At 68.8% G+C, this 13,035-nt stretch carries 8 protein-coding genes, 1 tRNA gene and 2 riboswitches; of the genes, 6 read left to right on the top strand and 3 right to left on the bottom strand.

What is annotated here, in order from left to right:
• Positions 1-164 precede the first annotated feature (164 nt).
• Together WS96_RS00730 and WS96_RS00725 are read right to left on the bottom strand one after the other, a co-directional pair.
• Positions 165-1,778: a TIGR04222 domain-containing membrane protein gene (locus WS96_RS00730; protein ID WP_059829924.1), complete on the bottom strand. Its 1,614-nt coding sequence runs from the start codon at positions 1,776-1,778 to the stop codon at positions 165-167.
• A 200-nt stretch (positions 1,779-1,978) separates the two neighbouring features.
• Positions 1,979-2,054, bottom strand: a tRNA-Arg gene (locus WS96_RS00725).
• Positions 2,055-2,305: 251 nt separating this feature from the next.
• Between WS96_RS00725 and WS96_RS00720 the strand changes: the two genes are divergently transcribed.
• A complete protein-coding gene (locus tag WS96_RS00720) occupies positions 2,306-3,193 on the top strand; it encodes a c-type cytochrome (RefSeq protein WP_059829922.1) in 888 nt (295 codons plus the stop codon).
• A gap of 106 nt (positions 3,194-3,299) precedes the next feature.
• Here WS96_RS00720 and WS96_RS00715 read toward each other — a convergent pair whose 3' ends face one another.
• Positions 3,300-5,387 (bottom strand): UvrD-helicase domain-containing protein, encoded by a 2,088-nt coding sequence (locus WS96_RS00715; protein ID WP_034209606.1) that lies wholly within the window; start codon positions 5,385-5,387, stop codon positions 3,300-3,302.
• A gap of 666 nt (positions 5,388-6,053) precedes the next feature.
• Between WS96_RS00715 and WS96_RS00710 the strand changes: the two genes are divergently transcribed.
• From WS96_RS00710 to gcvP, 5 genes are all read left to right on the top strand, one after another.
• Complete coding sequence (locus WS96_RS00710) at positions 6,054-7,106, top strand: oxidoreductase (protein ID WP_059829920.1); 1,053 nt, start codon at positions 6,054-6,056, stop codon at positions 7,104-7,106.
• Between the two features lie 396 nt (positions 7,107-7,502).
• Positions 7,503-7,865 (top strand): hypothetical protein, encoded by a 363-nt coding sequence (locus tag WS96_RS00705; protein ID WP_034209609.1) that lies wholly within the window; start codon positions 7,503-7,505, stop codon positions 7,863-7,865.
• A gap of 113 nt (positions 7,866-7,978) precedes the next feature.
• Positions 7,979-8,080: riboswitch (glycine riboswitch) on the top strand.
• Positions 8,081-8,114: 34 nt separating this feature from the next.
• A riboswitch (glycine riboswitch) is annotated at positions 8,115-8,248 on the top strand.
• 83 nt (positions 8,249-8,331) lie between these two features.
• Positions 8,332-9,450 (top strand): glycine cleavage system aminomethyltransferase GcvT, encoded by a 1,119-nt coding sequence (gene gcvT, locus WS96_RS00700; protein WP_059829918.1) that lies wholly within the window; start codon positions 8,332-8,334, stop codon positions 9,448-9,450.
• 124 nt (positions 9,451-9,574) lie between these two features.
• On the top strand, positions 9,575-9,955 hold the full coding sequence (gene gcvH / locus WS96_RS00695; RefSeq protein WP_059829916.1) for a glycine cleavage system protein GcvH: 381 nt from the start codon (positions 9,575-9,577) through the stop codon (positions 9,953-9,955).
• 58 nt (positions 9,956-10,013) lie between these two features.
• The gene (gene gcvP / locus WS96_RS00690; protein ID WP_059829914.1) at positions 10,014-12,941 is read left to right on the top strand and encodes an aminomethyl-transferring glycine dehydrogenase; all 2,928 of its coding nucleotides are present in this window, start codon (positions 10,014-10,016) and stop codon (positions 12,939-12,941) included.
• Positions 12,942-13,035 lie beyond the last annotated feature (94 nt).

Here is a 13,035-nt window from a genome sequence, read left to right as displayed (position 1 = left end):
GTATAGAAAGCATGCGGAATCGATTGACGACGAATAAGAGTGGCGTTCTGACTTCTGTTCCGTCGATCGAGTCGGCGTGGTCGCGAGCCGGCGACGCGGCATCGCAGGCGCGGAAACAGGCACGGCGGAACGTTGTCGTTGCTACTTTGACGCACCGCTCTCGCTCAGCTCGACGAACACCCGCCGCAACTGCTCGAACTGCACGAACTGGAACTGCACGAACTCGACGAACTGCAGCTCGACGACGAGCAACTGCTGTCGGACGAATCGTACGACGTGCCGCCGCCCGCTTTCGCCGCGGCGCCCGGCGGCACCGGCGAGGCGGCCAGCACCGTGCCCGAATACGCCGACCACGCGGTACCGGCCAGCGCGCCTGCGCCGAACAGCGCGGCGGTCCACAACAGCGGGTCCGGATCGTCGCGTTCGGCGTCGCGTGTCTCGCGCGTTTCCTGCGCGTTGCTCGCATGCGACGCCTCGCGCGCAGCCCGCGGATCGTGCGCCGCCCGGCGCTCGAGCAGCGCGGCGCGCCCGGCCGCCGTGGCGCCGCCCCGCCCGAAGCCGGTCAGCCGCCGCGCGACGATCCGATACGCGATCGCGAACACCGCCATGCAGATGCCGAGCAGCAGCACGGGCCGCCCGCGACTCAACCCGACCGCCAGCTTCGCGGCGCCGGTGCCGAGCACGAGCAGCACGATCGCGCGCGCGGCCAGGCGCGACGCGCGCAACTCGCCGGCTACCCAGAACCAGCCCTGCGCCCGCATCCCGTCGACCACCTCCTGCGCATACCCGGCAAGCCGCTCGCGAAACGCGCCGTAGCGCACGGTGCCGGACGGTTGCTCCTTGAGCCACACGCAGTGATCGTCGTACCGGCCCGCGCGTTCCAGATCCGCGATCTTCACGTAACCGCCGTGCCGGGGAAGGGTCCACAGAACGACCGCGCCCGCATGCGCGAGCCACATCGTCACGACTTGCGCGACCCGCGCTTCGCCGCCGGTGAGATAGGCGACTTCGTCGGCGCTCAACCCGGACGAAGCCTTGCGCGTACGCCGCCCCCAGCGACGGACGCGAAATTCGAGGGCGTGGAGCGCGACGATCAGCAACAACGCAACGACACAGGCCGGCACGTAGAACGCGAGAAACTGCGGCCCCGTGTAATTCAGCACGTTGAAGTCCTGCGCCGATGCGCATGTGGCGGCGACGCTCGCCGCCGCCGCCGGCCACGCGAGTTTCGGCAGACGGTTGCGCCATGTGCGGCGCGGCGGCGCGGAGGCCGTGCCGTCAGGCTGCTGCGCCTCCGCCTTCGCATCGGCCGGCCGGTCGACGGGACGCGGCCAGATCGATGCCGGCGGCTCGCAACCGAACAGCCGGCGGTAGCTGTCGAGCGTGTCGCGATAGCGCTGCGCGTACACGGCGGCCTCGTCCGGCGCGCCGGTGCCGGGCATGTGGTGCAGCGGCGCGCGCAACACGCCGGCGCAGAACACGTCCCAGTATTCGAGCGTGTATTGCAGATGGAAATGCCACGCGGCATCGACCGCGACCGACGGCGTGACCGGATGCCCGGCCGCCTGTGCGAGGAACGCGAAGCGCTTGTATTCGTCGATCACGGCCAGCGCGTGGTCGCGCGACCAGCCTTCGGCTTCGGCGAGGCGCCGGCTGTACGGCAGCGGCGCGTGAGGATCGTCGGGGGAATACGCGTGCAGACGCGCAAGCAGCGCCTGCTGTGCCTCGGTCGGCGCGTACGCGGCGACGGCGGTCGAGGTAGACGGGATGGCAGCCATCGGGAAGTCGGCGCGATGCGCGGACGGCCGCCGCGATCGACGCTTGGAGTGGTCGTTGCGGGCGATTCTCGCACAACGGAAAGGCGGCGCAATAGCGCGGGAAATGACGACGCGATGGCGATACGGACGTGCGGTGACGCTACGCTCGAGCGACTTCGGAACAACGGATCGAGAAATTCGACGCCTGGAATCAGGCTATTTGGCGCGCCCGGCTGGGATCGAACCAGCAACCCCTGCCTTCGGAGGGCAGTACTCTATCCATTGAGCTACGGGCGCGTGAGACAGTGAAGCGACCCCATATACAGGCCGCCCACGATTGGCAAGACGGCAAGGATACCCGGTTTCCCATGACGCGTCCACCTCGCCCGCCGAATCGCCGTCGGGCGAGCCTGCGTGCGGGTAAACACGCGCCATCGCACCGCTCGCCGTGATGTAAACGTTCCGTCTATAATCGTCCGTGCTTCATTGGACTGCCATTTTGCCGTTGCACCGCGCTCACAATTCCTATTCACGGAGACGAGGCAAGCATGAGCGAAGCACCCCACGAATCTCCCGTCAAAACCCCCGGGCAGCTGATTGCCGTCATCATCGCGTCGTTCGCGATTCCGATCGTCCTGATCGTCCTGTTCGCCAATTACGCGAACCATGCGTTCCGTTCCGGCGCCGGCACGGACGCGCTGTCCGACGAGCAGGTCGCCGCACGTATCGCCCCGATCGCGAAGGTCGACGTGAAGGACGCCAACGCGCCCCGCACGTACAAGACGGGCGAGGAAGTCTACAAGGCCGTCTGCGTGACCTGCCACGGCACCGGCGCCGCCGGCGCGCCGAAGTTCGGCAACAAGGACGACTGGGCGCCGCGCATCTCGCAAGGCTTCGACACGCTGCTGAAGACGGCCCTCGCGGGCAAGGGCGCAATGCCGGCGCGCGGCGGCACGAGCCCCGACGACGTCAGCGACTATGAAATCGCGCGCGCGATCGTCTACATGGCGAACAACGACGGCGCGAACTTCCCCGAACCGGCCGCACCGGCCGCCAACGCGGCGCAGCCCGCCAGCGGCGCACCCGCGTCGGGCGCCGACGCGTCGAACGCGCAGGCCGCCGCCGCCATGGCGGCGATCGCCGCGATCCCGAAGGCCGGCGAAAAGCCCGCGGCCGCCCCGGCCGCCGCCGATGCGGCAACGGCCGGCAAGGCGCTGTACGCGTCGACCTGCCAGGCCTGCCACGCGGCCGGCGTGCTCGGCGCGCCGAAGTTCGGCAGCAAGGAAGACTGGGCGCCGCGCCTGAAGGATTCGATGGATACGGTCTACAACTACGCGCTGCACGGCAAGGGCGCGATGCCGCCGAAGGGCGGATCGAACGCGTCGGATGCCGACGTGAAGGCGGCCGTCGACTACATGGTCAACGCGGCGAAGTAACGCTCCCGCCCGGCCATCCGTAAAAAAACCCCCGCGACGCACGCGCATCGCGGGGGTTTCGTTTTGTGTTGCCGGTTCGTCGTGTCATCGTGCGCGCGCCGCCGCGTCACTTCTGCAGCAACGCCTTCAGGCTCGCGAGCCGGTCCTTCGGCGACATCGGCGCCTCTTCCGGCGTCGGCGGCGGCGCTTCGTCGAGCCCCATCTCGGGAATGAACCGCGACGGTTCGCACACGACCGTCTCGCGCGCCCGCTTGCGCTTCTTGCACCAGTTCAGGTGCAGGCTGCGCTGCGCGCGGGTGATCGCGACGTACATCAGCCGGCGCTCCTCCTCGATCCGTTCGTTGTCGATCGGGCCGTCGTCCTCGCTGCCGCCGCGGTGCGGCATGATGCCTTCCTCGACGCCGACCAGGAACACGTGCGGATACTCGAGCCCCTTCGACGCGTGGACGGTCGACAGCCGCACGGCGTCCGGATCCTCGTCCTTGCCTTCCAGCATCGACATCAGCGCGACGGTCTGAATCAGGCCGAGCAGGTTCTTGCCCGTATCGGCGAGCCCGTCCGCGTTGTGGAAACCGTCGGCCTCGCCGTCGACGGCATCCGTTTCAGGCTTCGTGCCCTTGCGCTTCAGCCATTCGAGGAATTCGAGCACGTTCTGCCACTTCGACTGCGCCTGCCGCTCGTCGAACGCGTCGTACAGGTACGCCTCGTAGTGGATCGCCTCCATCATGTCGTCGAGCACGACGGTCGCGGGCTCCTTGTCCGCGCGCTCGGTCAGGCGCTGGATGAAGTCGCAGAACATCCGCAGCGGCTCGACCTGGCGCGCCGACAGCCGCGCCTCGATCCCGCCCATGTACACGGCCTCGAACAGCGACACCTTCGCCTGCCCCGCGAACGACCCGAGCGCCTCGAGCGTCGTGTTGCCGATGCCGCGGCGCGGCGTCGTGACCGCGCGGATGAACGCGGGATCGTCGTCGGCGTTCGCGATCAGCCGCAGGTACGCGCACAGGTCCTTGATCTCGGCCTTGTCGAAGAACGACTGGCCGCCCGACAGCACGTACGGAATCCGCTCGCGCCGCAGCACCTGCTCGAAAATCCGCGCCTGGAAGTTGCCGCGGTACAGGATCGCGTAGTCGCGGAACTGCGCACGCCGCTCGAACTTGTGCGCGGACAGCCGGAACACGACCGATTCGGCCTCGTGTTCCTCGTCGTTGCACGCCGTGACGGTGATCGAATCGCCCATCCCGTGCTCGGACCACAGCTTCTTCTCGAACAGCTTCGGGTTGTTCGCGATCACGTTGTTCGCGGCGGTGAGGATCCGCACCGTCGACCGGTAGTTCTGCTCCAGCTTGATCACGTGCAGCTTCGGGAAATCCTTGCCGAGCTGCGCGAGGTTCTCCAGCGTCGCGCCGCGCCAGCCGTAGATCGCCTGGTCGTCGTCGCCGACCGCCGTGAACGCGGCGCGCGGGCCTGCGAGCTGCTTCAGCAGCTCGTACTGGCACGCATTGGTGTCCTGGTACTCGTCGATCAGCAGGTAGCGCAGCTTGTTCTGCCAGCGGTCGCGCACCTGCTCGTTCTTCGCGAACAGCTCGGCCGGCAGGCGGATCAGGTCGTCGAAATCGACCGCCTGGTACGCGTGCAGCGTCGCCACGTAGTTGCGGTAGACCAGTGCGGCCTGGTGTTCGTCCTCGTTGGCCGCGATCGCCATCGCCTCGTCGGGCATGATCAGGCCGTTCTTCCACAGCGAGATGATGCTCTGGATCTTGCGGATCAGCCCCTTGTCGGTCGTGCCGAGCTGCTCCTGGATCATCCCGAAGCAGTCGTCCGAATCCATGATCGAGAATTGCGGCTTCAGGCCGACGTGCTCGGCCTCCTGGCGCAGGATCTGCACGCCGAGCGAGTGGAACGTGCAGACGGTGAGCTGGTTGACGGGCACCTTGCGGCCTTCCTTGCCGGGCGTGGTGAGCGTCTTGCCTTCCAGCAGCTTGGACACGCGCTCGCGCATTTCGGCGGCAGCCTTGTTCGTGAACGTGACGGCGGCGATATGGCGCGGCTCGAAGCCTTTCGCTTCGATCAGGTGCGCGATCTTCTGCGTGATCACGCGGGTCTTGCCGCTGCCCGCGCCGGCGAGCACGAGGCAGGGACCGTCGAGGTAGCGCACCGCTTCATTCTGAGCGGGATTGAGGCCTGCGGACATGATGGCGGATGGTGTTGCTGGTTGACGGCGGAACGCCGGGAGGATGCCGTGCGCGGCAAGCCGGCAAAGCAGGCGCACACGCAGGCAGGACGCGCATGTTAACACGTCGGCGGCGTGTATTTCGGGCGCGCCGCAGGGCAGCGGCGCGCAGGCTTGCCGGGCGGGCGCCCCCTGTCCGTTCGCCGCGGTCGCGCCTGTCCGTTCGGCCAATCCGGCCCCGTCCGCGCGGCGATCGGACACAATATGCACTCCCCCGGCGCCACCCGCTGGCCCGCCTCAATTCACCTGAGCCGTCACCGGATCGATCTCATGGGATACCCGCTCGCCGCCGCCACCGTCGGCCCGCTGCTGTCCGTGCAGAGGCGTTACATGCGCCGGCGCCGCGTCAGCCCGAGGCGGCCGGCCCGCGCGACGGCGTGGCCGGCGACGGCCCGCTCCGGGGGCAGGCTAGCCGCCACGGCTCGCCGCACACCGCGCGCCAGTTGGTCATGCCGTACGGCGCCCATCCCGCGCAAAATGCCGGCGTTCCTTGCGCAAACGTCGCATCGCTTCGCGCGTGTCGCCCGGCGCGTCTGTGCAAGCGGCGGCGCCATGCCAAAATAGCCGGTCGTCTTCGTGCCGTTTCGGCGCGCCATCCTTTAATTTCCTTCGCAGCCAGGAATTGCCATGTCGTCATTGCTCAGGATTGGTTTGATGGGTTTCGGTTTCGCCGGCGCGACGTTCCACGCGCCCGTGATCGCCACGAGCGGCCGCACTGAAGTCGCCGCGATCGCGACGAGTCAGTCCGATCGCGCGCACGCCGCCTATCCGGGGGCGCGCATCGTCCCCGACCTCGACACGCTGCTCGGCCTCGACGACATCGAATGCGTGGTGATCGCCACGCCGAACGACACGCACTTCACGCTCGCGCGCCAGGTGCTCGAAGCCGGCCGCCACGTGGTCGTCGACAAGCCGGTCACGCTCACCGCCGACGAGGCGCTCGCGCTCGCGCGGCTCGCGAACGCACGCAGCCGGCTGTTCGCGCCGTTTCACAACCGCCGCTGGGATGGCGATTTCCTCACCGTGCGCCGGATCGTCGATTCGGGCGAGCTCGGCCGCGTCACCTGCTTCGCGTCGCACTTCGACCGCTTCCGGCCGACGCCGCGCACGCGCTGGCGCGAGGAGCCGGCCCGCGGCGGCGGCCTGCTGCTCGACCTCGGCCCGCACCTGATCGATCAGGCGCTCGCGCTGTTCGGCACGCCGGACACCGTGAGCGCCGCCGTCAAGACGCGCCGCGACAACGGTACGGCGCCCGATTTCGTGCACCTGCTGCTCGGCTATCCGGACAAGGACGTCGCGCTGCATGCGAGCGCGCTGTCGGCGATCGAGCCCGCGCGCTTCACGCTGCACGGCACGCGCGGCAGCTACCAGAAGTTCGGGCTCGACACGCAGGAAGATCAGCTCAAGGCCGGCCTCACCGCCGACGACGTCGAATTCGGCGGCGGCAATCCGCCCGGCCTGCTGCGCGTGCTCGACGGCGACGTCGAAGTCGAACGTCCGGTGCCGACGCTCGACGGCCAGTATGCGGAGTTCTACCGCGCGCTCGCCGCATCGATCCGCGACGGCGCGCCGTTCCCCGTCACCGCGCAGGACGCGGTCGACGTGATGACGATCATCGAGCTCGCCGCGCAGAGCGAGCACGACGGCCGCCGGCTGCCGTTCGTGCGTCGTATCGTCTAATCGTTGCCGGCCGGGTCGGCGCCCGCCCCGGCCGGCATCCCACGCCACGCGCCACGTACCACGCACCGTAGCGTCTGCCGCCCGCGGCCCCGTCGGCCCCGTCGGCCCCGTCGGCCCCGTCGGCCCCGTCGGCTCGTCGGCTCGGCGGCTCGGCGGCTCGGTCGGCTCGGTCGGCTCGGTCGGCTCGGTCGGCTCGGTCGGCTCGGTCAGCTCGGTCAGCTCGGTCGGCTAGGTCGGCTCGGTGACTCCGTGGCTCCGTGGCTCCGTGGCACGGCGGCATGGCGGCATGGCGTCTCAACATTCCGTTACAAATGGTGCGGGAACGAAAGTCAGCGGTCGCCCGGTCTGACGCGTTTCTCGAAAATCGAACCGACACCCATCCGTCAGGAGAATTTGATGCAACGGTTGATTCGCGCAGCGGCATGCTGCGTCCTGGTTTCCTCGCTCGCGGCCTGCATCGTGCAGCCGCAGCGGCCGGCCCGGCAGGCGCCCCCGCCCCGACCGAATCCGCAGGTCGTCGCGAACGACCGCATGCAGGAGGTCCAGGGCCGGATCGACAACCTGCACCGCCGCATCGACGCGCGCGTGAACGGCGGCTACTATCCGCCGCCGTATGGCGCGCAGTTGCACCACCGCCTCGACGTGATCCGCCAGGAAGCGAGCGACATGGCGGCCCAGCACAACGGCGGCCTGTCCGGCGACGAGCAGCGGGTGCTGAATCAGGAACTCGACACGGCCGCACGCGCGATCGGCGAGTAACGCGCCGGCGCCTGCCGGAGCGGATGACGCGGCGGCGCCCAGCGCCGCCGCTTGTCGCGAAGCGACATTCTTTTGCCCAAATTGACAATGCCCACCCGCTCGCGTACAGTCGCCCGCACGCGTCGGGAGAGCGTGCGACCGGGTGTTCCGACACCGGTTGCGCCGCCGAAGGGGCACACCCGCAAACTCTCAGGCAAAAGGACCGACCGCGTCGGGGAACCGCGTGCACGCACTGCGCGCGCAATACTTTCCCCGCACTCTGGAGAGCGGCAGTAGCCCGCAGCGCATTGGCTGCGCGGGCAAGCTGCCCACCGAAGGGGCGCGCGCTCGCCGGGCTTGGCCCGCAGCGCAATCTCTCAGGTATCGAGGACAGAGGGGCATGTACCGGATTGCTCGAGGCCATCGGCCGCGGCGGTCGGCACATGGCCGTTCTGATCCGCGCGCAAGCGCCTTGCCTGAGGCCTCGATGACTGCACTGAATCACACCCCGCTCAACGCCGCGCACCGCGCGCTCAATGCCCGCATGGTCGACTTCGGCGGCTGGGACATGCCCGTCAACTACGGCTCGCAGATCGAAGAACACGCCGCCGTGCGCACCGACGCCGGCATGTTCGACGTGTCGCACATGTGCGTCGTCGATTTCACCGGCAGCCGCGTGCGCGCGTTCTTCGAACACGCGATCGCGAACCACGTCGGCAAGCTCAAGACGCCCGGCAAGGCGCTCTACTCGTGCCTGCTCAATCCGGAAGGCGGCGTCATCGACGACCTGATCGTCTATTACTTCACCGAAGACTTCTTCCGCGTGGTGGTCAACGCCGGCACGGCCGAGAAGGACATCGCGTGGTTCAACCGGCTCAACGAACAAGGCGGCTACGGCCTGACCATCACGCCGCGCCGCGATTTCGCTATCGTCGCCGTCCAGGGTCCGAACGCCCGTGAAAAAGTCTGGGCGACGGTGCCGGCCGCGCGCGCCGCCACCGGCGAGCTCAAGCCGTTCAACGCCGCGCAGGTCGCCGGCACGCCGTTCGGCGATCTCACCGTCGCGCGCACCGGCTACACCGGCGAAGACGGCTTCGAAGTGATCGTCCCGGCCGTGCACGTCGTAGCGCTGTGGAATGCGCTGCAGCAAAACGGCGTGCGCCCGTGCGGGCTCGGCGCGCGCGACACGCTGCGCCTCGAGGCCGGCATGAACCTGTACGGCCAGGACATGGACGACACCGTCTCCCCGCTCGACGCGGGCCTCGCCTGGACGGTCGACCTCAGCGCGCCGCGCGACTTCGTCGGCCGCGCCGCACTGGAAGCCAACGGCACGCGCGCCGCGTTCGTCGGCCTGATCCTGCAAAAGGAAAACGGCAAGGCGGGCGGCGTGCTGCGCGCGCACCAGAAGGTCGTCACGCCGCACGGCGAAGGCGAGATCACGAGCGGCACGTTCTCGCCGTCGATGCAGGAATCGATCGCGTTCGCGCGCGTGCCGACGGCCGTCCAGATCGGCGACACCGTCCAGGTGCAAATTCGAGACAAGAATCTTCCCGCGCGCGTGGTAAAACTGCCGTTCGTGCGCAACGGCAAGGTCCTCGCTGCGTAACGACCGAGAAGCGGCCGGGGCCGCCTCCCGGCAAGCCGGGAGATGGCGCCCGGCGCAACCCCATCCGGCGCACCATGGCGGCGCGCCAGCAGAACGAACACACCTTTTTATCCAGGAGCATCCGATGAGCAACGTCCCGGCCGATCTGAAGTACACCGACGAACACGAGTGGATCCGCACCGAAGCCGACGGCACGCTGACGGTCGGCATCACCGATCACGCGCAGAGCACGCTCGGCGACATCGTCTTCCTCGAGCTGCCCGAAGTCGGCAAGTCGGTGACGGCGGGCGACGCCGTCGGCGTCGTCGAATCGGTGAAGGCGGCATCCGACATCTACTCGCCGGTGTCCGGCGAAATCGTCGAAGTCAATGGCGCGATCGTCGACGCGCCGGATCAGGTCAACAGCGACGCGTACGCAAGCTGGCTCTTCAAGATCAAGCTCGCGGCCGGCGCGTCGACCGACAAGCTGATCGACGCCGACGCGTACAGCAAGCTGATCGACTAATTTCCCTACCCGAACCGCGCGGCGCCGGCCTCGGCCCGCGCGGGACCAGAGTCACGCCATGAAGCTCGAACACCCGGACCGCCTGATGAACCGCACGCCCCTCTCGCTCGCCGCGCTCGAAACGCACGACGCGTTCGCCGAACGCCACATCGGCCCCGACGCCGCCAGCCAGCAGGCCATGCTCGACACGCTCGGCTTCGCGTCGCGCGCCGCGCTGATCGACGCCGTGATCCCGGCGTCGATCCGCCGCGCCGAAACGCTGCCGCTCGGGCCCTTCGCGCAGCCGAAGAGCGAGGCCGAAGCCCTCGCCGCGCTGCGTGCGCTCGCGGACAAGAACCAGGTGTTCCGCTCGTATATCGGCCAGGGCTACCACGACACGCACACGCCGGCCGTGATCCTGCGCAACGTGCTCGAAAACCCGGCGTGGTACACGGCCTACACGCCGTACCAGCCCGAAATTTCCCAGGGCCGCCTCGAGGCGCTCCTGAACTTCCAGCAGATGGTCGCCGACCTCACGGGTCTCGCGATCTCGAATGCCTCGCTGCTGGATGAAGCCACCGCCGCGGCCGAAGCGATGACGCTGCTGCAGCGCACCGGCAAGCCGACGTCGAACGTGTTCTACGTCGCCGACGACGTGCTGCCGCAAACCCTTGAAGTGATCCGCACGCGCGCGCTGCCGGTCGGCATCGAGGTCAAGACGGGCCCGGCCGCCGACGCCGCGCAGGCAAACGCGTTCGGCGTGCTGCTCCAGTACCCGGGCGTGAACGGCGACGTGCGCGACTACCGCGCGCTCACCGAAGCGATCCACGCGGCCGGCGGCCACGTGGTCGTCGCGGCCGACCTGCTCGCGCTCACCGTGCTGACGCCGCCCGGCGAATGGGGCGCGGACGTCGCGATCGGCAACACGCAGCGCTTCGGCGTGCCGATGGGCTTCGGCGGCCCGCACGCCGCGTATCTCGCGGTGCGCGACGAATTCAAGCGCCAGATGCCGGGCCGCCTCGTCGGCGTGACCGTCGACGCACAGGGCAAGCCCGCGCTGCGCCTCGCGCTGCAGACGCGCGAACAGCACATCCGCCGCGAGAAGGCCACGTCGAACGTGTGTACCGCGCAGGCGCTGCTCGCGATCATGGCGAGCATGTACGCGGTCTACCACGGCCCGCACGGCCTGAAGACGATCGCGCTGCGCGTGAACCGCATCGCGGCGCTGCTGGCCGCCGGCGTGAAACAGCTCGGCTTCGCGACCGTCAACGACACGTTCTTCGACACGCTGACGATCGATACCGGCGCGCGCACCGCGCAGGTCCACGAACTCGCGAAGGCCAAGCGCATCAACCTGCGCCGCGTGAGCGACACGCAAGTCGGCGTGTCGGTCGACGAAACGACGACCCGCGACGACCTCGCCGATCTGCTCGACGTGTTCGCGCAGGCCGCGGGCGGCACGGCACCGGCCGTCGATGCGCTGGACGCAGGTCTCGACGGCGTCGCCGCATTGCCGGCCGGCCTCGAGCGCACGAGCGCATACCTGACGCACCACGTGTTCAACCGCCACCATTCCGAAACCGAAATGCTGCGCTACCTGCGCAGCCTGTCGGACAAGGATCTCGCGCTCGACCGCTCGATGATCCCGCTCGGCTCGTGCACGATGAAGCTGAACGCGACGTCGGAAATGCTGCCCGTCACGTGGCCGGAATTCGGCCGGATCCACCCGTTCGCGCCGGCCGAGCAGACCGTCGGCTACCGCGAGATGATCGACCAGCTCGAACAGATGCTCGTCGCGGCCACCGGCTACGCGGCCGTGTCGCTGCAGCCGAACGCAGGCTCGCAGGGCGAGTACGCGGGCCTGCTGATCATCCACGCGTACCACGCATCGCGCGGCGAAGGCCATCGCGACGTGTGCCTGATCCCGGCGTCCGCGCACGGCACGAACCCGGCGTCCGCGCACATGGCCGGCATGAAGGTCGTGGTCGTCGCGTGCGACGCGCAGGGCAACGTCGACATCGCCGACCTGAAGGCGAAGGCCGAGCAGCACTCGAAGAACCTCGCGGCGATCATGATCACGTATCCGTCGACGCACGGCGTGTTCGAGCAGAACGTCCGCGAGATCTGCGAGATCGTCCACGCGCACGGCGGCCAGGTGTACGTCGACGGCGCGAACATGAACGCGATGGTCGGCCTGACCGCGCCGGGCCAGTTCGGCGGCGACGTGTCGCACCTGAACCTGCACAAGACCTTCTGCATCCCGCACGGCGGCGGCGGCCCGGGCGTCGGCCCGGTCGCGGTCGGTGCGCACCTCGCGAAGTTCCTGCCGAACCAGCGCTCGACCGGCTACGCACGCGGCGAGGAAGGCATCGGCGCGGTGTCGGCCGCGCCGTACGGCTCGGCGTCGATCCTGCCGATCTCGTGGATGTACATCGCGATGATGGGCGCGAAGAACCTGACCGCCGCGACCGAAACCGCGATCCTCAACGCGAACTACATCGCGAAGCGCCTCGCGCCGCACTACCCGGTGCTGTATTCGGGCCCGGGCGGGCTGGTCGCGCACGAGTGCATTCTCGACCTGCGGCCGATCAAGGAAACGAGCGGCATCAGCGTCGACGACGTCGCGAAGCGCCTGATGGACTACGGCTTCCACGCGCCGACGATGAGCTTCCCGGTGCCGGGCACGCTGATGGTCGAGCCGACCGAATCGGAATCGCAGGAAGAACTCGACCGCTTCATCGCCGCGATGATCGCGATCCGCGAGGAAATCCGCGCGGTCGAGGAAGGCCGCGCCGATCGCGAGGACAACCCGCTGCGTCACGCGCCGCACACGGCCGCCGTCGTCACCGCGAACGAATGGCCGCACGCGTACTCGCGCGAGCAGGCCGCGTACCCGGTCGCATCGCTCGGCACGAACAAGTACTGGCCGCCGGTCGGCCGCGCGGACAACGCGTACGGCGACCGCAACCTGTTCTGCTCGTGCGTGCCGGTGTCGGACTACGCATAACGCGCGTCACGCCTGGAGCCGGCCGATGGTGACCGCACCGCACGCAACCCCGGTTGCGTGCGGTTTTTGCGTTCGTCGGGCCGACCGGTTCACG

Source organism: Burkholderia sp. MSMB1835 (assembly GCF_001526365.1).
Taxonomy (GTDB): Bacteria; Pseudomonadota; Gammaproteobacteria; order Burkholderiales; family Burkholderiaceae; genus Burkholderia.
Note: the sequence above shows the minus strand (reverse complement) of the source record. Positions and strands in the feature narration are given on the sequence as shown.